Source organism: Ruminococcus sp. OM04-4AA (assembly GCF_003462585.1).
GTDB lineage: Bacteria > Bacillota > Clostridia > Lachnospirales > Lachnospiraceae > Mediterraneibacter > Mediterraneibacter faecis.
In genome coordinates, this window is sequence record NZ_QTZH01000031.1 from 1 (window position 1) to 21,905 (window position 21,905).

The 21,905-nt window shown below is 38.6% G+C and carries 15 protein-coding genes, 1 pseudogene and 1 riboswitch; of the genes and pseudogenes, 5 read left to right on the forward strand and 11 right to left on the reverse strand.

Annotated features, from left to right (window positions below; all coding sequences use genetic code 11):
• Both DXB52_RS16355 and DXB52_RS09890 read left to right on the forward strand, forming a co-directional pair.
• Positions 1-280: hypothetical protein (locus tag DXB52_RS16355; protein ID WP_207661755.1), on the forward strand; the 280-nt coding region annotated here is incomplete at its 5' end.
• Between the two features lie 311 nt (positions 281-591).
• Entirely contained in the window at positions 592-1,176 is a 585-nt protein-coding gene (locus DXB52_RS09890; RefSeq protein ID WP_117542279.1) for a pseudouridine synthase, read from the forward strand.
• A 32-nt stretch (positions 1,177-1,208) separates the two neighbouring features.
• On the opposite strand, the gene DXB52_RS09895 is transcribed toward DXB52_RS09890, so the two are convergent.
• Complete coding sequence (locus DXB52_RS09895) at positions 1,209-1,478, reverse strand: FmdB family zinc ribbon protein (RefSeq protein ID WP_117542278.1); 270 nt, start codon at positions 1,476-1,478, stop codon at positions 1,209-1,211.
• A gap of 197 nt (positions 1,479-1,675) precedes the next feature.
• A riboswitch (NiCo riboswitch) is annotated at positions 1,676-1,761 on the forward strand.
• 133 nt (positions 1,762-1,894) lie between these two features.
• Between DXB52_RS09895 and DXB52_RS09900 the strand changes: the two are divergent.
• Positions 1,895-2,799 (forward strand): annotated as a pseudogene (locus DXB52_RS09900) (cation diffusion facilitator family transporter).
• 68 nt (positions 2,800-2,867) lie between these two features.
• Here the strand turns inward: DXB52_RS09900 and DXB52_RS09905 are convergent.
• Positions 2,868-4,472, reverse strand: coding sequence for an RNA-binding domain-containing protein (locus tag DXB52_RS09905; protein ID WP_243131425.1), 1,605 nt, complete (start codon positions 4,470-4,472; stop codon positions 2,868-2,870).
• Positions 4,473-4,647: 175 nt separating this feature from the next.
• Positions 4,648-4,881 carry a hypothetical protein gene (locus DXB52_RS09910; protein WP_117861802.1) on the reverse strand — a complete coding sequence of 78 codons (234 nt, stop codon included), beginning with the start codon at positions 4,879-4,881 and terminating at the stop codon, positions 4,648-4,650.
• Between the two features lie 405 nt (positions 4,882-5,286).
• On the opposite strand from DXB52_RS09910, the gene DXB52_RS09915 reads away from it, so the two are divergent.
• Positions 5,287-5,796: a sigma-70 family RNA polymerase sigma factor gene (locus DXB52_RS09915; RefSeq protein ID WP_318546156.1), complete on the forward strand. Its 510-nt coding sequence runs from the start codon at positions 5,287-5,289 to the stop codon at positions 5,794-5,796.
• A 53-nt stretch (positions 5,797-5,849) separates the two neighbouring features.
• Entirely contained in the window at positions 5,850-6,935 is a 1,086-nt protein-coding gene (locus DXB52_RS09920) for a DUF4179 domain-containing protein (RefSeq protein WP_117542274.1), read from the forward strand.
• 160 nt (positions 6,936-7,095) lie between these two features.
• Here DXB52_RS09920 and DXB52_RS09925 read toward each other — a convergent pair whose 3' ends face one another.
• The 8 genes from DXB52_RS09925 to DXB52_RS16360 all read right to left on the reverse strand — a co-directional run bounded on the left by DXB52_RS09925 (position 7,096) and on the right by DXB52_RS16360 (position 21,866).
• On the reverse strand, positions 7,096-7,479 hold the full coding sequence (locus DXB52_RS09925) for a PBECR4 domain-containing protein (protein ID WP_117542273.1): 384 nt from the start codon (positions 7,477-7,479) through the stop codon (positions 7,096-7,098).
• 721 nt (positions 7,480-8,200) lie between these two features.
• On the reverse strand, positions 8,201-8,932 hold the full coding sequence (locus DXB52_RS09935; protein ID WP_117542272.1) for a hypothetical protein: 732 nt from the start codon (positions 8,930-8,932) through the stop codon (positions 8,201-8,203).
• Positions 8,929-9,798: a class C sortase gene (locus tag DXB52_RS09940; RefSeq protein ID WP_118107155.1), complete on the reverse strand. Its 870-nt coding sequence runs from the start codon at positions 9,796-9,798 to the stop codon at positions 8,929-8,931. The genes DXB52_RS09935 and DXB52_RS09940 overlap by 4 nt, the downstream gene beginning before the upstream one ends.
• Positions 9,799-9,895: 97 nt before the next feature.
• The gene (locus tag DXB52_RS09945) at positions 9,896-11,500 is read right to left on the reverse strand and encodes a SpaH/EbpB family LPXTG-anchored major pilin (RefSeq protein WP_118107157.1); all 1,605 of its coding nucleotides are present in this window, start codon (positions 11,498-11,500) and stop codon (positions 9,896-9,898) included.
• 33 nt (positions 11,501-11,533) lie between these two features.
• Positions 11,534-19,645: a Cna B-type domain-containing protein gene (locus tag DXB52_RS09950; RefSeq protein WP_118107159.1), complete on the reverse strand. Its 8,112-nt coding sequence runs from the start codon at positions 19,643-19,645 to the stop codon at positions 11,534-11,536.
• Between the two features lie 153 nt (positions 19,646-19,798).
• The gene (locus DXB52_RS09955) at positions 19,799-21,259 is read right to left on the reverse strand and encodes an Rrf2 family transcriptional regulator (RefSeq protein WP_118084773.1); all 1,461 of its coding nucleotides are present in this window, start codon (positions 21,257-21,259) and stop codon (positions 19,799-19,801) included.
• A gap of 131 nt (positions 21,260-21,390) precedes the next feature.
• Positions 21,391-21,774, reverse strand: a complete 384-nt coding sequence (locus tag DXB52_RS09960; RefSeq protein WP_370793510.1) for a DUF7601 domain-containing protein — start codon at positions 21,772-21,774, stop codon at positions 21,391-21,393.
• Positions 21,741-21,866: a hypothetical protein gene (locus tag DXB52_RS16360; RefSeq protein ID WP_004842243.1), complete on the reverse strand. Its 126-nt coding sequence runs from the start codon at positions 21,864-21,866 to the stop codon at positions 21,741-21,743. The genes DXB52_RS09960 and DXB52_RS16360 overlap by 34 nt, the downstream gene beginning before the upstream one ends.
• Positions 21,867-21,905 lie beyond the last annotated feature (39 nt).

A 21,905-nucleotide genomic window follows, 5' to 3' on the forward strand; every position in this document is an offset into this window, starting at 1 on the left:
AACCGTTCTTAAAAATCTTCTCTTAAAGAAATTTTCAAGGGTTGTTGTTGTCTATTGTTCAGTTATCAAGGTTCTTTGTTTGTGTCGTTCTTTTCAAGCGACAGCTTTTATATTTTATCAAAAGCTTTTGTCTTTGTCAAGAACTTTTTCATTTTTCTTTGTCGCTCTTTTCGAGCTTTCCTTTGCCATCTTACGCGACAGCTTATTTAGGATATCACTTTCAGAACTCTTTGTCAACAACTTTTTTGATTTATTTTTCAATCATTTCATTGATTTTTAAATCTCTAAGTTTCCTTCCGATCAAGAATGTTCCGCCTCCGCGTCTTCTTTTATCTTCCGTTCCTCTGTTGTTTTCTTTGCTGTTCCTCAGCGACGAATGTTATCTTATCACAGCCATTTTTAATTGTCAATGTTTTTTATATATTTCATGCAATTCAGACTATTCTGACAATTCATGTTGAATAGAAAGATTAAACCGCCTTTTCCACAACCAAAGACAGGTATAAGTAGCACACCTTGTGAAATCCATTATTTTTCTGTATAATCAATCTCATCTATTTATTTCACTTATAAAGACACAGGAGACACGATATGTTTCATTATTATATGTTTAACAAACCTTTCGGCTGCGTCACTGCTCGACGTGATAGCCTTTATCCAACCGTTATGGACTATTTCTCAGAATTAAATAATGACAATTTAAATCCGGTTGGGCGATTAGACAGAGAAACAACCGGACTCCTCCTTATTACAGATGACGGAGTTTTCAATCAGAAACTTACGCACCCTTCTTATCATAAAGAGAAGACCTATTATTTTACGGTTCTCGGCGATTTGACCGAAGATCGATGCCGACAATTAGAAAAAGGAATCCTCTTAAAAGGATCCCCTGTTCTTACTTCTCCTGCGAAACTAAAAGTATTTCGTCAGGATATTCTTTCTAATATAATAGATACTTTACATCCGGAAGTACAGAATGCCGTATGTAATAACCTCCCAACTCATCCGGTCACTTACGGAGAGATCACAATCAGAGAAGGGCGTAAGCGTCAGATTCGCCGCATGATGAAAGCGGTTCACTGCTGCGTGATCGAATTGAAACGCATTTCTATAGAAGATATCATTCTCGATGAGACACTTTCTCCTGGGGAATGGAAAGAGATTTTTCCACTATAATAGGAAAAATCTCTTTTATCTTCGGATATATTTTAAATCCAGTTAAAGTCTCCACCCGTAATTGCTAGGCTCAGAAGTGCATCCATCTTCTCAACTTCCTCTTCTCCTGTAATCTTCTCTACCAGCACTGCTGTATCCTCTGCCGCCTCTAAAGTTTCATCTGGTCCAATTTCATAGTCAATATCCATCCCGCAATCCGGACAGGGAATTGTATTCATTGTCTGTAAAGATAAAAATCGACTTCCACATTTTTTACATTCATAATATCCGCACTCTTTTGTGCCATCTGGTACATAATACATATTTTTCTACCTCACTCTCTTTACAAGTATTTTTATCTTATCACTCAAAAAAGAGGACCGCAAGTAACTTATTTCATTACCCATTCCTTGACTTTATCATTCCTAATATCTGTAATCAAAAATCAATTCATTTTTCTTGACAAACCCATCTCTTTTATGCTATATCTACTATAACTCTTTGCACTGCATATAAATCTACAGTACAAACTGAGCAGACCGTGATATCATATCATGGAGTCGGGTCGCAAATGCGACAGTGGAATCTTTCATCCGCGGGACAGTAGTTGCTAATACTGATTCGTGGGTGTTTTTTATTTTAAAATAATTCTTTTATTTCCCCACATATATTTAGTGCCATAGAGCTATCTTTTAATTGTTTTATTAAATTGGAGGTAACACATATGGAAAACAGCACAATGAAAACCGGAAATCCTGTCGCAAATGAAGAAGATTTCCAAAAAGTAGCCAACAAAGTCTCTACTATTACGATTATCGGAAACATCGCACTATCTCTGCTCAAACTTTTTGCCGGAATTGTTGCGCATTCCAATGCGATGATCAGCGATGCTATTCATTCCGCATCAGATGTATTCAGTACATTTGTAGTTATTATCGGAATCAGACTCGCATCAAAAAAACCGGACAAAGAGCATCCTTATGGACATGAACGCCTGGAGTGTGTAGCTGCAATTGTCCTTGCGATTGTTCTTCTCATCACAGGTCTTGGAATCGGAATCGAAGCATTCAAAACGATATTACAGGGAAATTCTGACAACATACAAACGCCTGGTATCTTAGCATTGATTGCCGCTATAATTTCAATCATCAGCAAAGAGGCCATGTACTGGTACACCAGATATCACGCCAAAAGAATCGATTCCAGTGCACTGATGCTGATGCCTGGCATCATCGTTCTGATGCATTTTCTTCCATTGGTGCATTGGTCGGAATCGCCGGTTCAAGACTTGGTTTTCCAATCATGGATTCCATTGCCAGCTTAGTGATTTTTGTATTTATCGTAAAGGCTGCTTCTGATATTTTCAAAGATGCAATCGACAAGATGGTTGACCACTCCTGTGACGAAGAAATGGAGACTCAACTTCGCAACTGCGTAATGCGCAATCCAAACGTTCATAAGATTGATGTACTTCGAACTCGAATTTTTGGAAATAAAATCTACGTTGATGTTGAAATAGCTCTAGACGGATCCATCACGCTTCAGGATGCACATGATGTAGCAGAAAAAGTGCATAACGATATCGAAAAGACTTTTCCTAAAGTAAAGCATATCATGGTTCATGTAAATCCTGCAAAATTATAAGTAACAAGCTTTAGAGAACGAAGCTTTCTCTTTCCATGAAGGAATTCTCGTCAATAACGAGGATTCCTTCAAAATGGATGGATTTCTTCTATAAACTTATATTTTCCCGGTCCATAGCCCTTTACTTTATATAAAATTTCTGCTTTTTTCATTTCATTCATAACATTTGTTGCTTTCCACTTAGAACAATTCAACCATTTCTGAACATCACTCTGTCCGAATGGATTGTCACTTCCAGCTTTATCATACACAAAATTAATGTTGTCTATATTCTTTTCCGTAACTCCTAGATTTGCAAGTTTCTCATAATACATCTTGAATCTTCTTGCTGTTTCTTTCGATATATTGCCTGTTTCTTCTAATGCATTGCCTGTTTTTTCTGATGCATTGCCTGTTTTTTCTGATGCATTGCCTGTTTCCTCTGATACATTGCCTGTTTTTTCTGATGCATTGCCTGTTTTTCCCGTTGTTACTGATTCTTGATAATCAAAAGAATATTTTTCATTTAAAGGAACTATAATTTTAAATATATCTCCTTCAATAAACTCTGGATCTTCTCCTGAATAAAGTCTACTATACTTAAATAGATTCCGTACACCTGATCCCAATTGATCTGCATATCCTATATTTCTGAAAAAATTTGCAATCACCGGATTCTTTGGATTCGGTTCTAATTCTTCTAAAGTAATATTCCCCTGCCTCGTAGCGCGACTGGCATTTTCAACATACATTTTATCTTTTTCAATTACAAATTTTGCTGTATAACTGCTAGAAAATTCCCGATGCATCAAAGTATTGCTAACCATCTCTCTGACAATCGTATTCCGTAAACTCTTATTTATTGTATCATCCAAGAAAAATTTATCCGGCAAGTTCTTTTTACCGAATTCAATCAGCATATTGTAGCTATCTATTAAGTTTGTTTTTATAACTTCACGGTCATCATATCGATCCACATTGATTTTTCTCACAAGTGCATCTGTTGCATAAGTTGGTGCTACATTTAAAATAGTATCATCCTTTCCAAGTAACATAATCGCTGCCAGATTATATCCTTCCGCTCCTGTTGTAATGTCTCTCCCATACAGACCTGCACTTTTAAGCAATTCTTCGTCATTCATATCTGACCACGGATGTTTTCCTCCTGCATGATTCTGTGCCATTATACGTATCTTTGGCAGCAAATCCAATTTCAAATCTTCCATTTTCGCATATGGATAAATTCTTTTTTCTGTAAATGTATTTTGTTTTCGAATATACATGGATGCGATCTGACTTGTAGCTGTCACTTTTACATCTGCATCATCAACACGATCATAAATTACTTTCTTGTAACTGTGCACTTCTGCACTTACCGGAATATGAATGTGAATAATAATCCGATTTTCATCATATTTAATAATCTCAGGTATCAAATATATTGTCGGTGAAAACAACGCCGGATTGCTCATAACCTTTATGAAATTCTTTACCATATCAGAAGCAGCTTTTTTCGGTACTCCCAGCACGGTGCCATCATCTAATACACCAAGAAAAATATCGCCGCCAAATCGATTTAAGAAAGAGCATACTGTTTCATATGTATCCGATTCTATCCCATTTCCGCATCTCTTAAATTCAACTGCCACTGTTTCTCCGATTTTAAGAATATCATTCAATTCTTTTCTATCCATTGAAACCTCCAATTTCCGCGCCAAATGCACGCTGTATTTCTTATATATTACCATAAAACCAACGTTATATTCATTATTTTTAGCTAGTTACAGTTCCTATATGGACTGAATCTGAAAAATACAGTAAAATCAATAATAGATAAACAATATAGAAAAGTTCCTACTTAAAATTCATTTAATCATGTTCTTTAATATATTGAAATACCTTTTTGTCACTCTTTGATTTTTTATACCATCCAATACATACCATTATAATTCCAACAATAATAACCGTAGTTCTTACCGATGAATTCGGTGAAAATAAGCAAGATACAATAATTCCGGTTTCAGCACCTGTAAAAAAATCTACAACAGATTTTTCGTGCTTTATTATCCCCATTACTCTTTCTTTGTCTATAGATTCTACCATTTTTGAATCCTCCTTTAATGTTATTATCCAAAAAATAATGTTAAAAGTAAAGCAATCATCACATTACATTGCGTATATAGTTGCGCAAAGATCACTGTTCACTCCCGTGTCAATCACTCCGCTGATTGACACGGAGGATGCGTGTTTTGACTTGAATGCATCTCGCCCCATCGCCAAAGGCGATTTAAAATGGCGAGATGCGTTGCTGGTCGCACATCGTGTGAACAGTAACACGCAAAGATTCTTTGACAGGTGCTTTTTCTCTCTTTTTGAAACTTTTTACACCATAAATTCATCTAATAAGTATCAATCGGTTGAGATGGAGCTTAAAAACAATTGAAAGAAGGTGGCGTATAAAATGAAATCTCTTGTAAAGCGGGCGCAGAGGGAGATGATCAGGCGTTCGTGGAATTGATAGAAGAAAATAAGCAGGCCATGTATAAAGTAGCGATCGGTATTTTAAAAAACGATTCTGATGCAGCAGATGCAATTCAGGAAAGTATCCTCACTTGCTATGAAAAGCTGAAAGAATTAAAAAAAGCACAGTATTTTAAGACATGGCTACTCAGAATATTGATTAATAATTGTAATCAGATGCTTAGGGAACAGAAGAAAGTAGTCGGTATTGAAGCGTATTATGGGGCAGAAGATATAAAAGGAAAGAAAGCAGAAGAAAAGATTGCAGCACCACTGGGAGCAGCGACAATCAACGAAGACTTTCTAGAGCTGTTAGACCAGATGGAACAGCAATATCGGGTTGTATTGATTTTATATTATGTAGAAGAGATGAGCATCCGGGAAATCAGTCAAATATTGCAGATGAATGAAAATACAGTGAAGACAAGACTTTCCAGAGGGCGAGGAGTATATAAAAAACTCTATCTGAAAGAACACCCGGAATTTCAATTTGAGTAAAGCAAAAATTCAGACAAAAATAGAAAACGTGAGCAGAAAAGGAGGGCTTGAGAATGTCATTTGAAGAGAAAATGAAACAGGATTTGAAAAAAGATTTAGAAATTCCAGAGATTGTAGAGCAAAAGATTCAAGATGCATATAAAGAAATCGGACAAGGAAAGCTTAGAATGAAGAAGCCAGATAACAGGAATCAGAAGAGAAAGAAAGTGTGGACAGCAGCGGCGGCAGCTGTGGCGGTGATCGCTATATCAGGAACGGTTCTTTATTCCAATCCGGTACTGGCGAAGAATATCCCGGTGATCGGAGATGTCTTTGCAAAAATGCAGGAAAACAGGGCGAAGGATCCGTATGCAGGGAAAGATAAGACCGCCTATGAAAAGATTGAAGATCATTCTGTAAATGTGCAGACTCCGGGATCAGAAGCAGAAGATAACGGCGTGACAGTAACGGTATCCGATGCATACTGTGATGGATATGAAATGTATTTTACGATGACAGCTACTACAGACAATGAGCAGATCAATCAGAAGAAATATCTGCTGCCGGATAAAAGTCAAAGAGTGCAGGTTGACGGAGTGGAATGCGGTGCAGAACTTTGTCTGGAAAAAGCGGAGGACGGAAGCTTTGTAGGTCTTGGACACATCAGTGCAGATTTTCTGAAGAAAAAGGAATTTTCAGATCAGTCAACGGTAGACATACAGTTTACCCAGCTCTATGGAAAGGGAGAAAATGAGCTGAGCACAACCAAGTATGTGGAGGGCGAGAATCTGATCAGCGGAGAGTGGAATCTCAAATTCACAGTGAATACGGATGCCAGCAACAACCAGACATATGAAGTAAATGCGGAGAATAATGGATTCAAAGTGAGTAAGATTGTAAAAGTGCCAGCATCCACCTACCTTTATCTTGAGGTGCCGGAAACATATGAAAATGTACAGATGATTATTACGGATGCAGATGGAAATGCACTCGAGAAATTCGGAGGTACTTTTACAGATCCGGAAAATGGAGTGTACCAGATCAAGATGCAGTTTGAGCAGACGGATACAGATCAGATTCATGTGCAGGTTGTAGATATGGATCAGAGTACGAACGATAATCTAGTCATGGTTGCAGAAATGACAGCAGATCTGAATTAAACAATAGTCATCTTCTATAGTAACATGCTATCTTTTCGGGGAATGATAGGATGGTCACAACAGAGTTAGTTCGGTTGTGACCTCTTTTTCTTTTTTATTCATCCTATTTTTTCTTTACCAGTTTATGCTAGAGAAATTAATATCACACTCTTGTAATATACTATATCGTAATTAAATCTTTTGTACCTATCTTATAGCACTTGCTATTTCTCAAATCCAACATTTGTTCCATAACAGCTATTTTTGCATACATAGTATTTGCATTTCTTCGTGGATTGCAATCTTCCTTTTTTATTATTTGTTTCTCACAAGCCGTATAAAAATCAACTATACTCAATGTTTTACTTTTTATTCCTGCCAAATGCATAAAATTATTTTTTCCGTATCTTACTTCATAATAGTCATATACATCTGACTTTTTCTCTCTAAATATGAATAATAAAGTAGTGTCTGCATACTCTGAATATAACTTTTGATTGGTTCCGCACTTGGACATTTCGATGAAACAGAAACCAGAGTGGATAAAAAACTCTGGTGAGTTCATGATGCCTCAAACTGTGAATACACCTATCTTGATATCAGTCCCAAACGTGGAAGTGCAGGCATGGAACAATGCGGTGTTCTCCCGGAATTCAAAGGGATTGCCATGCATGACTGCTGAGCTTCCTACTGGAATTATTCAGATATTCAGCATGCAGTCTGCTGTGCCCATCTTCTCCGTGAATTAACGGGGATTGATGAAAATCATCCTGAAGGTATGAGTGCCCATGATATCAAACTCATGAGTGACAATGACCTTTTGGATATGGACTATTTTCTTCATGAATTTGATGATGATGACGATTTTGGTGAAGAAGGCTTTTATCTTTTCTAACAATCGTCTATTTCCTATGCCTCTTTTTTTATGAAGCATTTTTTTACCTCTGCTTTAAACAAAGGACTTTCCTAATATATAAAAAAAGAGCTTCAGGATCTCGGTGTTACCAAAATCCCAAGCTCTAATAAAATCCAGAATAGAATAGAAAATCTTGAATCTGAACAGGTTGCTACTGTCCGAGAAAAACAGGAATTGCAGAAAAAACAGAAGACACTAGATATCATCCAGCAGAATTTCACAGCACTGCTCAATGCTCCTCAAATATCAAACAACGATATCAATCGTACCGTTGCACCACCACTTCAACATTAATATTAGAAACGTTTTAAACCATATAACACAAGAAAACTGATTCCACCGCAATGGATCAGTTTTCTTTAAATAATGGCTAGTTCATTTTTCTCTTTTTATAGAATCCTATAATCAAACCAAGACTAACAATCGCTATTAAAAACCATGCAACTATATTTGTTGTATCTCCGGTTTTTACCGTATTTATTATTTTCTGAATAGTATTTGGCTTGTCAGGTTTTGAAGGTGCCGGATCCTTTGGCTTATCTGGATTGTTCGATGGTGTTTCTGGTGAAACCCATTCAGCTTTTGGCTCTATCGTTACATTATATTCTACATTCCCATTAATTTCAGATGGAATATTAACAAGGAATGGCGCAGATTCAAATTTATCTGTACCACTTTCCACATTTCCAATCTGTGCGATCAGATAAATTCCTTCATCCAATTCTCCAAAACTCGTGCATCCTGAACTATCTGTTTCTTGTATTAAGCCGGAAATATCATTTCCCTTCGCAAATGCATACAATTGTTTTGCTTGTTTTTCTCTTGCTTCTGCACTGGTATCTTGCAATGATATCCCTGAATCTTTAAAACCATTTTCCAAGACCAGCTCATCATTTTTCATATATTGAATTGGAATTATCGAGAACTTTGCTCCGGAAAGAGTCACTTCTTTATCCGAACTATTTCTCCCCTTGTAAATAATTTGAATGCTTCCTGTTCTGCTTCCTGCTTCAGCATGGATTGTTGAAATATCTATAAAACTACCGACAAGAAAAAGCATAACGAATAAAATAATGTGAATACTTCTTATCTTCTTTCTCACCTTACTTTCCTCCTTTTTCTATCTCGTATACTATAAATTACAGCAATCATCAACCCTATAAAAATTACTATAATTGTTACAATTAGCACTTTAGCAGTAAAAGATAACTCTGGTTTTATATTTGTATCCGGCTCTTGCTTCGTTGCCTCTTCATAAGGTATTCTCTCTCCACGTACTAAAAGTCTGTGTGTATTGATTGCAAATGGTGTACAAGTAACAAGTGTTGCATAATCCTTGCCTGGTTCAATAGATAACCCATCTGTCTCTTCCGGCAAAACCGTTAATATCTGATCAATCTGATATGCCAGTGTTTCATCTAAAACTTTAATGTAAAAAATATCTCCTACTTCCAATTTATCCATATTGGTAAATAGTGTTTTTGTCGGAAGACCTCTATGTCCTGTCAGAACTGTATGTGTACTTTCTCCACCTACAGGAAGAGATGTACCCCAGAAATGTCCGACACCTGTCTGCAGAACTGCTTCACTTGTTCCATGATAGATTGGAAGTTCTATATTAATCTTAGGAATACGGATATATCCCATCATTCCCGAACCATCTACATTTAACAAGCTCTCATAACGAGCATCTATTTCCGTATCTTCTTGCGAAAATGGATCAATCAAATCAATATTTCCCAGCATTTCCTTATTATATGCTCTCGCCTCTTCCAACATCTGCTCTTTTTCTGCCTTACTTAACTTTACACTTTCCTCATCATAATAGGATACAACTTTGGAACCATTCTTTTCGTTCAGATAACTACTAAACGTTGGATATAACAATACAGAGAATGCAACCAAAAGCACGATCAGACGAATAATATCTTTTATTGTTATCTTCTTTTTTTTCTTCTTACTCTTCATTTCATTCTCCCTGTTGTTATACTTGGAATTGCGGTTACCTTCCGTGGAAGATAACCGCCCATTCTTTAAATCTTATCTTATATCTCTGGTAAAACTATTATGCTTCTTTTCTTTTATCACGGATGAAGCTTACTGCTACGCCGAATACAAGAAGAGCTGCGATCACAGCAAATGCAATTGCTCCACGTCCACCAGTGGATGGAAGGAGGGAACCTGTGCTGTTTTCAACTTTGACAATTTTGCCATCTACCGTTCCTTTATCTACAGTAAGAGTCCACTCATTCTCATCCGTAGTAGTGCTCTTTGTGATTGTTACTTTAATAGCTTCTGTCAGCTTATTGTAACCATCTGGAGCCTTTGTCTCTTTCAGATAATAAGTTCCTGCTGCCAGACCATTAATGTGTAAATTGTATCCCTGTCCCTCAATTTTACTTGCAACTGTTACCATATCAGTAATCACACTAGGATCTGTTGATGTCTGATCAGCAGCATAAGAATATTTACCATCAGCTACTTTTGTTACTTTGATAGGTTTGCTTTCATCAATTACACCTGCTGTAGTTGAAGCGTATAAAGTAAAATGTGCACCTGCTAAAATTTCTTCTGTATCTTTTTTAATTTTTAAGATATCTAACGGATAAGTCGGTGTCTTTGCTTCACTCGGTGTTGTAGTTGTTGTTTCACCTGGGTTATTACCATACTCTAAATGAGCACTGTTCTTTTCTGTTACAACTGCGGCTTTATTCACTTTTGCATAATATGTAACGGTGAATTCTTTTCCTTTGTTGTTTGCCTGATTAGTTCTTACCCATTCAGATAAATCAAGGACCATTTGTCTGTTGCCTTCACCGGAAAGTGTTGCTGTTGCAGGTGCTGTGCCTGCATCTGTAACACCTTCTCCGAATGCCACTTTTATATTAACTGTTGTAGCACCTTCTCTAAGAGCTGTTCCTGTTGCATCATTTACAAAATCAAGACCTGTTGTTAATGTATCGTGGATTTTATATACATACTGTTCATATCCTGTTGTATCCGGAATAGAACCTGTTACGGTATATTTCACTACCTGTCCGATACTTACAGTCTCTTTGTCAGCTTTTTTCTCAATGCTTGGTGCTTCTGTTTTTAAGTTTACTGTATTTGTCGTTGAATCTACTGTAACTAAAGAAGACTGAATCTCTTTTCCACCTGTTACATATACTAAGTAGTAACCTGCATCTAAGCCTGTAAATTCATAAGATGCTACCTCTCCCAGTTTTCCAGAATTTGTTGTTGCATCTAATTTAGAATTCTGTGTCAATGCATATGTTGTAAAGTCATTTGCAAATTTCTGTACTGTTTCAGAATCTTTAGCTCCAATGCTAGAAACAGCCGCTGCTAATTCTGCGTCTGTAGATGTTTCTGTAACATCTGGAATTGCTGAAACTGATGTCTTTAATTTAGTTAATACGTTTACCAGTGCTGTTTTATAAGCCGTATTCACTGTATACGCATAGTTCTTTGTTTCTCCACTTGTTGACTCTGTCACATCAAATAATTTGTACAGATTAATTGTCTGACCTTTCAGATCCTGTCCACCTTTTGCATTCACAGTAAGTGTGCATGTTCCTGCTGCTCCTCCTGCGGCAAATGCTGTGACAGACATAGCCATCATCATAATCGCTGCCAGCATTAATGCCATGATTCTTTTCATTCTCTTCATAACAATTGTCTCCTTTTCTTGAGAATTTTTCTTTTATAGTTTTTCTGCTTTTTTATTTTCCTTGCATTTTTTATATCTCATTACGAAATATATCAGGAAAAGCAGAACAGCTATCAGGTAAATCAAATAGCTTCCGTATCCTCCGGTATCCGGAAGACCTGGGAAATGTCTATTAGTTATTGTGAAGGTAAATCCATCTGGCGATTTATCTATCGTTGTTGTATAACCATCCACCTTTGCTTCTGTGATGGAATACGTGTAATAATAAATTTCATCTCCATCTGTCTTGTATGCCGGGAGTTCCTTTATCACCTCCTGCCATTTAGATTTATCGATAGAACCTTCTATTTTGTAACTCTCGTAACCTGGTACTGGTTCTGTCGTTTCATTTCCTGCCTTATCTTTCCAAGTACGTGATATTGTTACCGTAATACTGTTTGGTCTTGAATGATCAAAATTGTTTAAATCTTTCCAAACTTTATTGATCGTCAGCTTGATGTTCTCATCACATGGATCCTGTGACTCGGATGGTTCCGGTGTATCACTATCTCCCGTGTTCAATGTTGTTCTAGTATCTGCCATCAATACTGCCTTTGCTGGTGATTCATAGGCATTAAGATCTGCTTTCACTGAATCACTCTTGCTTGCCAGAACAGCATTCTTTAAAGTCTCAAAGGTCTTTACCGGATTCATGTGTCCTATTGTATAAATATCCCATCCGCTTGCATCATCCTTTTCATGACTGCTGTTCAAGATACTGTTATTCTTTTCAATTTGATCTAATGATTGATCCAGTTTTCTATAAATACGATAATTGTTCTTTTCGCCTTCCACCTTTTCCTGGCTATTGAAGTCATATACCGTATCCAGTTCACTTTTTCCACTAAATGGTCCAACAAGATCTTTTGTTCCCCGAACCACATCACAGTAATACATGTTGTTGTTCTTCAAAAGTCCTTCATCGTTGAATCCAACAAATCCACCACTTCGTCCGTCTTTTGTATCACCGTCATTGTTATTTCCGGCTCCACCGGCATAGACATCATATCCTTGACTGACACCGTAGACATTACTATCTGTGATTTTTGTTCGATTCGCCTTGATCAGACTCACACTGATATTGGATTTGGCATCATTATCATTCAAAAGTCCATTTTCATCGCATGGAAGTTTGATGGATGAATCTCCAATCGTAATAATTGCAAGGTCTGTCTGTTGATTGTTATCCGTTGACTTTTTTGAAAGTCCTACAGAAATATCCAATCCAAGCAGATTTACATGAAGCAGTTTGCCATCATACAGCGCATCCACTTTGATGATTCCAAGATTAATCTTCAGAAGATCGGAATCCTGGATTTTATCCAGATATAGTGCTTTTACAAGTTGATTAACAACTGAGAATATTACATTCACTGCTCCTGAATCCAACTTCAAATCTGCAAGATAAGCGAAACTTGTTCGTCCTGCAAATCCACCGGCTGTTCCACCTGACGCTACCTGTTTCAGTCCAATTTTCTGGTTTGTCTTGTCACCTGCTGTACAATTCGACATTCTTGCAAGATTTGCATATCCGATAAATCCTCCGGCAATCTGCTCATCTCCATTTGTACTCTGCACAGTGTAACCATCATCAGTTCCTGTAACTGCACAGTCATCAATGTGAGAACCAAAAATGTCCATAACTCCAAGAGCTCCACCCAGTAACTGTCCTGTATTGTCTCCAATAACGTCTATCTTGTCTGCCTTAACTACTCCACTCTTTCCAGAATAGCCGACAAATCCTCCGACACTATTTAAACCTCTTACATTACTTAATTCTGTTACTTTACTGTTTTTCACAGAACCATTTAGCAATGAGCCGCCAAAACCCCCGGCTGTTCCACTATAGGTAACCTGATTGTTCTGTCCGGATTTTATCGCTGTGTTTGCGCTGACACTTAAGCCAGCATCCTTACTTCCGCTTACAGTTCCGTAATATACATAGCTTCTAAACGCATCCAGCACATCGGTTCTTCCAAGCTTTAATAATTTATCAAGAAGCGAGGTCTCATTTCCTGCACTGATATTGGCAACTCCGGCCACGTCAGCAACACCAAAGCATCCTCCGGCATATTCACCTGCGACTACGGAACGGATATTCTGTACAGAAACTCCTGCCTCTTTCGTACCCTTCTCACCGAGTACAGTTCCTTCCAGATTTCCGGCAAATCCTCCGGCTGCTTTTGCATAAGAAGTGTTATTACTTCTACTTGCATAAGCACCATTTACGATGATTCCCCAGTCATCCCAGGATTCCACATCCGCATAACGGATAGTTGCGACTGTGGCATTTAATACTTTTATCAAATCTGTCGGTGTACTTAACAGTTTATTCAGAAGCTGGCTAAGTAATCCTTCTCCTGCAGTAGGATCCACTGTTGCTACACTTCCTGGTCTGGAGCTTCCGACAAATCCTCCGACATAGCTTCTTCCGTCAACTCGTCTCAGCTTTGTGACCTTGCAGCGTGCATCATTTTCGCCCCAGATCTGCCCACCGATCAGTTTTCCTACATAACCTCCGGCATAACCACAGGTATCTTTGTCATCTACACCTTCTGACTGGACAATCAGTCCACTCTGATAACCCTCTACCGAAGATTTCTTGATTACTGGCACAAAGACATTAAGTACCTGCAGCATTTGTCCTAATTGCAGATTAAGACCGAGGATATCAACTCCTCCAAGCTTTGCTGCTCCGCCGTTTATCATTTCCCCTGCAAAACCGCCGGCACATCGAAGCCCTTTAATTGTCTTCGCCTGATAAGCCTGTCCATTTGTAATAGTTCCGGTCTGCATTGATCCGACATAGCCACCGGCTGCTCCGCCATTTGCCAGTTTTATTTCATCCCGATAATTTACTCTTCCTGCTACGACATTGTATCCGTAAGCATATTTTCCAATAATCTTATCCAGTTCTTCTTGACTTTTTACTGTTCCATTCGCAGCAAGGTCACTTCCGTAACCACCTTTTTTACCGACAAATTCTACCCAATCATTCCAAGTTTTATAATCCATCAAGGCAAGCGGACCATAAACTGCCGTATTTTCTTCCGTTGGATAGACAACGCTGAGTGCTCCCAGGATGTTATCTACTTTTACCAGTCCCCACAACAAGGACAGGTTTCCGGTACTGGCCGTATCTGCTGACTCCATAAGTCCTGTGAAGCCACCAGCGATTTCTTCTCCGTATACCGAGCGGATTCTTACTGCTTTACAAGTACCTGTTGGTCCGGTATAGTCTTTACCTTTCCATTTCTTTGTATTGTTTCCCCAGATGTGACCACCTTCATTATGTCCTGCATAACCTCCGGCCATACCTCGTTGTACCTGTGTTGTGGAATCAGCATCTGCACGAACTGCACCACCACAAGGAATACAAGTCGTAGAGCTGTTTCTGATCGTCGGTACAAAGTCCTCCGCTAATGATGCCAATGTATCTGACACATTAACAAGACCATCTAAGATACCAGTATCGCCAAGGACATTTGCCACATTTCCTGGCTGCAAGTCTCCCACATAACCACCGGCTGTAATCTGTCCAATGATATATGAGAAGTTATTTGCATTTGAATCCTGAATATGTCCACCAGATATCTTTCCGACGAAACCACCTGCATCACCAAGTATGTCATTTGCGGATGCATCAGATGCTGTATTTTTCCAGGTTGCTTTTACTGCAAAACCTCCAACATCTCCTGTAACATCAGAATGTTCTATTGTAGAAACAACAACATTCAATGCATCCAGCACATTATTGATTCCTATCGATTTGCCAAGTACGCTCAATCCTTTTCCAACAGAAGCTGCGGAACCAATATTCATATATCCGATATATCCACCGGCATATCTTTCACCTGTTACTGCATATGTGCTTTCGTTTTCATCATAATATGTTGGCGCTTCATTGGCTTCTAAATCCTTCGGTGCCTTCACCGTTGTGTGCTTCAGGTTCGTAACATCACAGTAACTTACCTGAACACCGCTTCCGTAACCGATAAATCCTCCAGCACTTCCTGAATTGCTGTCGTCTGTTTTTGTTTTGTTGGCAATGACCGTAAATCCGTTGTCTGACTTAACTCCTGCATACTGCACATATGGAATATAAGCATTAATCAGATTAATCAGATCACCAACTTTAATATCTAAACCATTGATACCACCAAGAATACTGATTCCCTTTGTGGCATCTGCCAGCGCACCAGAGTAAACGTTTCCACCAAAGCCACCAGCATAAGTCTGTCCATTTACATGATCTAAGTTGTATACGGAATAACAGTTTCCTTCTCCTGCATCATGATTGTTGACGGTTCCACTCTGGAAGTTTCCGGCAAAACCACCAGCAGTATCTGCAGTGACTCCTCCTTTATCCACATAAGTAACCGTACACATCGTATACGAAGGAATCAGGTATTTCACTGCACTAAGCAGTCCGTTGACATTTATCAATTTCTTGATATCTGCATCATTTGCTACATCTGCAAGACCACCGGTCTGTGAAGAACCTACAAATCCTCCTGCAAAACCATCTGTATCATTTGCTGTTACTTCTTTTAAATTTTTCACATCGGACTTAATGATCTCACAGCTGTTACTCTTTCCGATGAAACCACCGGCTGTATAATCCACTACTTCGCCGTTGGAATTTGTACCTGTTGCTTGTACAGTCATGCCTCCTGTGATGCCATTTACATGAGCTTCGTTGATTTTAACTCTGACACCTTCTGCCACAGAAAGCAGATTTTCAACTTTCAGCAAGTTGTTCAGTCCTAACAGATTCAAAGTCAGCCCGTTTCCACCTGCCAGATCTCCCGGACCTGCACAACCGGCAAAACCACCTACTCTGTTTTTTGCTGTAACAGATTTTACCTGATTTAATGTTACAGTATCCACATCTCCACCAACAGCCTCGCCAAGCGCTCCGCCGGCATAATTTTCTTTTGCTTCAACTGTATATCCATCATTTACTCCTGTCACAGTTACATGATGCACAGTAAATCCAAGGAAGTTTCCGATTCCAAGCGTATTATTTAAAAGTCCTGTGACATTTGCTGTTGTTACACTTCCGGCAATACCTCCGGCACGATTTTCACTTGCCGTAACTGTTTTTAATCCTGTGAGCACATTATCTCTTTGGGCTACACTGCTCGCATCTCCTCCGCCATGTTTCCAATACGGAAGTTTATTTAAATATTCGGAACTGGATTCTGCAATATAGACGCCATCACCGCCACCAAGAATACCACCAGAATAACTCTTACCAGCCTCAACTGAAACTGATGAACAATCCATATTACATCCCAGGATTGCTGATGGTGCAATTCCTACAAGTGACAAGAGCATACCTGCTTTTTCTGGATCACTCGACAAAAGACCTGTCAACAAGTCTTTCACTGTTGTTAAAAGGCTTGCATCCTTGACTTCTTTATTTCCAAGGTTTGTAATCCATCCAACTGTTGAAATACCACTCACACCACCGGCATAACTTCCGCTTGCTTTAACTGCAATGCTTCCGCTCACTCCGCAATTGACTGCATAGCTGTTTGTCTGTGCTCCTACAATACCACCTTGATAATTTTCACCAGATACTGAGACATTACATCCTGTCAGATTGCAATTTAACAAGATACTCTGTGGCTGCATTACTCGAATAAGTTCAACACCTACATCACTTAACAAACCTCGGATTTCTGCATCTCTGCTGATTCCTGCAAATCCTCCGCCGTATTCTTTTGCCGTTACAGAATAACTACTGTTTTTCACGGAGCAGTCAAAGATTCTTGTTCCTACCTGCTGTCCTACAAAACCACCTGCATAATCTTTATCCGCAGCTCCGATAGTTCCTGCCAGATTCTCTACATGACAGTATTTGATATTTACATTTTTGTATCCAGTAGGGATTAAACTACCAACCGGCAATGCATTGTCCAGAAGAATTGTGATCAAATCTCCAAGCCCAAGTCCCGGAATTGCATTTAACAATGATGATAATGCATTCACCGTTACTCCAAGAGCTTTTGACAATCCGTCATACTCTGTTACACCTTCTGTATAACCGACAAACCCACCAGTACGATCATTAATATTCGAAACACTGACTTTTCCTGTCACATCACAGTTTTCAATGGAAACATCACCCACTAGCCTTCCGGCGAATGCACCTGCTGCATAAATCGTCGGATCCTTTGCTCTTGCATTTAAAAGTGCTGATAATGTATCTTTCAAATTCAGGTTTACGTTTCCAAATGTTAAAACTCCTACTAGTAAATCAACTACACCACCTACAAGCCATCCAAGTCCTGATGTGAGTCCACTTATTATGGTCTGAGTGTTTTTATGTTTATTCGTGTTATTTTGTACATTTACATTTTGTAATTCCAGGTTTGATACGGAAACCGTTCCGGCGCTGACACCAATGTTGTTTACATTCACCTCATTCGTAATTGTTCCAAAAAATCCAATTCCTATATACTTAGAACCATCCATTTCTTCTGTCTGGTTCACATTCACATTAGAAATTACAGGTTTTCCAGTTGCCAAAATAGAATTTCCATCCGTAAGTGTCGCCTGTCCATCTGCTAACTTTGCACCTTTGATGTCCCCCGACACCATAAGCGGTGTCCACAGATCATCTTCTTTATTTGAGTTCACACCATCCTTGGATAAGTCAATATCTCGAAAAATGATGTAATTTGCATTGGATGAATATTTTAAACCACCATATTCTTGCTTTAACTTCATCAGACTCGCTGTTTCATTGTCAGGTAACCCTTGGTCGTTAACGCCACATAAACTACCAGTTCCTACTGTAAGACCACCCAATAATGTCCCTAACAGTCCACCTACTCCCTTCAACAGGCCCGTAACAATATCATCGCTTGTCAAATCGACATCTGCCAGCTTATACTTACCATTATCTTTATAATATAGATACGAGTTATCACCTTTCACTGTATCTGGCTTTTGTTGGAATCCAGAAAGATGGGTAGTTGCCCCTTCTGCAGCAACAGCATCAAGTCCAAGATCCGCATCGCCTGGATAGTATGGTGTGTAGAAAGGCTTTCCGCCAAGTAATCCGCTTACTAACCCCTGACGGTAATAAACATACAGTCTCGGAGTTACGCTCTTATTGCTTCCAATCGCCCGCAACTGTGACTCATTTCCGATCAGAATATATTTCTTCCCGGAAACTACTACATATAACTGCCCTGGTTTTGTTCTTCCATCTGCATGCTCACCATCTAGCCACTGAACTCCATTCGCCGCTTTTTCTGTCAATTGATCCGCAACCAATTCCGGCTTATCCGAATTAAACTTCTGCGATAACACGTAATTATGAGACTTACTATAAGTCAGATACTCCTGATCTTCTCCATCCGGATAAATCATCTGTCCCATACCAAACTGTGGTGCATCATAATCCATCGACATAACTGGTTCCGTTTCAGATTCTTCCTGTGCAAGCACCATCAACTGATATGGATTGTATATGTAGATTGTATCCGTTTCCTTATCATACAGCGTTGGTGTTTCGTTTTCTTCTAGTTTCGTGCCTGTGATAGTTCCGGTAAAGGAATCCGGTACTGACCAAATCTGTTCCGAGTTCATCTGGATGTCATTCATCAAAATGTACTGAGCATCTGCACCGTATTTCAGCTCTGTGCCTTCACTCTTTACCACTTCTCCAGAACCAATCTGTCCATCCTTATCACCTGTGTAAATATAAGCATCTGAACCAATCTGTTTTAATTGTTCATAATTATAAATGCATATTTTACTATCCTTATAATAAGCATCTATATTATCTGTTGATTCCGCTTTAACATTTCCACCGGACGATTCCGATTCGTCATTTTTCGAGTTTTCACTTGTTTCCTCCGATATCTTAGATTCGGATTCCGTGGTGCCATTTATTTCATCTGAAACTGTGGACTCGGTTGATACTTCACCATTACTCTTATTGGCATCATCAGAAAGTGCCACTTGACTAGTGTTGGTACCCGATGGATTTACATCTGCTGCATCCGCAATATTCACTTGAGAAAATAAGATAGCCATACATAGTATTACTGCGATAATTCTGTTCTCTATTCTTCCTTTTTTCTTCATATTTGGACCTCTAATCGGAATAAAAATTCCTACCATTTACTCAATATTGCATTCTAATATCTAGAATGATTTTTTAGCATAAAATAACTAATTTTATTATAATATCCGTTAAAATTTCTTTCATTTTCATCAAATACCTACTGGACTTTTTCCTTACTCTTCTCTGTTTGATTCTACTTTCTGCACCCACTCTTTTTGCATAGCCGCAGTAAAAAAACATTGAAGCAATTTCATGGAAAACGCTCCACATTCAGCATTTACAATCATCCTTACCGCCTCGGCATGTTTCAGTTTTCGTTTATATGGTCGCTCACTGACCAAAGCATCATAGGCATCCACCAAACCGACCACCTGAGCACAAAGCGGAATCTGATCTCCCTTTAAACCGTCCGGATATCCAGAGCCATCAAATCTCTCATGGTGATGTCGGCAGATTTCATAGCTGTACTTATTCAATTTCTCTGTTGTCATACCATTCGGAAATCTCAATGTCATCTCTGCACCGGTAATTGGATGCTGCTTCACGACTTCCATCTCGTCTATCGTTAATTTCCCATTTTTATTCAATATTTCTATCGGTACCCGGATTTTACCAATATCATGGATTGGTGCCAGGTGTGATACATTTTCAATCTCTTCTTCTGTAATTCCATATTCCGGATAATTTTTCTGCAGTTGGCGATAAACCTGCTCCGTATAAAAACTAATATCATCCTGATGTTCCGTTTCCACCAGATTATTATGATTCAATACCGCAACAAGCAAAGAAACCATATCCCAATACTGTTTCGTGATATTCTTTTCTTTCTTCCGCAATTCCTGTTCCATATTAACAATCGTATCTGGAATGACCTTCGCATTATGTAATGTGAGAATGGCAATATTCTCCGTCTCATCTACATATCTTTTTGCTTCCATCCAAATATAAGAATCTGCTTCATTATCACATATTCTGCGGTAGGACATATCATCTTCCATACAGCCGTCTACTAAGTGTTCCGTAAGCTTTTCGCTTGTCAAAAATCGTCTTAACTTCTGGCGATCCTGTTCATATACATATTGTTCTGTGTACTTCCTTATAAACTCATCATAGGTAGCTGAATCACTTACTTTATCATAGACTTCATGTACGTGGGAATAAATACATTCATATGTTTGATCCTTTAAATTCAATTTTATAACTACATAAAAACGTCCAAAATATTCATCTTTGCCCGGCTGAATAATATCTGATATTTTCACATTTTCCAGCCTGTTATTATAAGTGTTCTGCAGATCCAGTAACACCTTATGTACCTTGCAGCAATCTGAATAATTTCTGGAACAGTATCCGTCCTTCTCCAGACATCTGCTAATTGCCATTGTTGACTCTGTACAGTTAATAACGTCCATAAGAGAAATTTCTTCCGGTCGTTTTTCCAGCATATAGCCTCCATTCGATCCCTCTGCCGCTTTAACAATTTCTTTTTCTTTTAGTTGCTTTGTTACTTTAGGAATATAACTTGCCGGAATATTTAATTCACGAGATAGTTCTGCTGTAGTTATTACCTTATTTTCTGATGCTAGATAACATACGATTCTAATGGCATAATCCGTTGTATTTGTAAGCTGCATAATGTCACCCTCTCTATCCGTCCCCAATAATGATTTTTATCCTGAACATTTTTCTTGTTTCTTTCATTGTAAAAAGGAAGAATCATACTTCCAGGTTCTTCACTTCACAAGCACAATTCTTCCTTTTTGCCTTAATGATATTTTCTTTTTACTTTTCTGAAAAATACCATGCTTCCAATGCCAATCAGTAAAACCACAATCAGCATCATAATCCAGCTATTATTCTGAATATTTCTTCCGATTACGGGCGGTGCCACGGTTGATGTATTTGTAAATTGGATATCTTCCGTTCCTGTTGCTGCCATTGTAAATGATGCTGCTTCTCCAACGGTTTTCGATCCACCATTTATCGAGTATGACACCTCGAAGTTTGTTCCCGGTGCTGTCTCCGTAACGGTATATGTCCATCCTGTCGGTAAGCAACTGATATCTACAGATTCATCTTTTTTCAATGTAAAGGCTGCCTGATTATTTGTGAAAGTCAGTTTTTCTGCTGTTCCATTTCCTTTTTCAATAACAGCTGAAAGATATCTTCTCCCAGTGTCGTTTCCTGTCTGGGAAGCTGTTTCTCATTATTCTGTTCTTTCTCAACCTGTTTCTTTTTCATGTTTCATTCCTGCTTCATATCAACTTAGATAATCAAGGT

Bases quoted from the DNA above. Each gene is read 5' to 3' on its own strand.
- DXB52_RS09905 (WP_243131425.1), bottom strand. From the start codon at position 4,472: ATGGATAGAAAAGAATTGAATGATATTCTTAAAATCGGAGAAACAGTG.
- DXB52_RS09940 (WP_118107155.1), bottom strand. From the start codon at position 9,798: ATGAAGAGTAAGAAGAAAAAAAAGAAGATAACAATAAAAGATATTATT.
- DXB52_RS09950 (WP_118107159.1), bottom strand. From the start codon at position 19,645: ATGAAGAAAAAAGGAAGAATAGAGAACAGAATTATCGCAGTAATACTA.
- DXB52_RS09945 (WP_118107157.1), bottom strand. From the start codon at position 11,500: ATGAAGAGAATGAAAAGAATCATGGCATTAATGCTGGCAGCGATTATG.
- DXB52_RS09910 (WP_117861802.1), bottom strand. From the start codon at position 4,881: ATGGTAGAATCTATAGACAAAGAAAGAGTAATGGGGATAATAAAGCAC.
- DXB52_RS16360 (WP_004842243.1), bottom strand. From the start codon at position 21,866: ATGAAAAAGAAACAGGTTGAGAAAGAACAGAATAATGAGAAACAGCTT.
- DXB52_RS09955 (WP_118084773.1), bottom strand. From the start codon at position 21,259: ATGCAGCTTACAAATACAACGGATTATGCCATTAGAATCGTATGTTAT.
- DXB52_RS09895 (WP_117542278.1), bottom strand. From the start codon at position 1,478: ATGTATTATGTACCAGATGGCACAAAAGAGTGCGGATATTATGAATGT.
- DXB52_RS09920 (WP_117542274.1), top strand. From the start codon at position 5,850: ATGTCATTTGAAGAGAAAATGAAACAGGATTTGAAAAAAGATTTAGAA.
- DXB52_RS09890 (WP_117542279.1), top strand. From the start codon at position 592: ATGTTTCATTATTATATGTTTAACAAACCTTTCGGCTGCGTCACTGCT.
- DXB52_RS09925 (WP_117542273.1), bottom strand. From the start codon at position 7,479: ATGAACTCACCAGAGTTTTTTATCCACTCTGGTTTCTGTTTCATCGAA.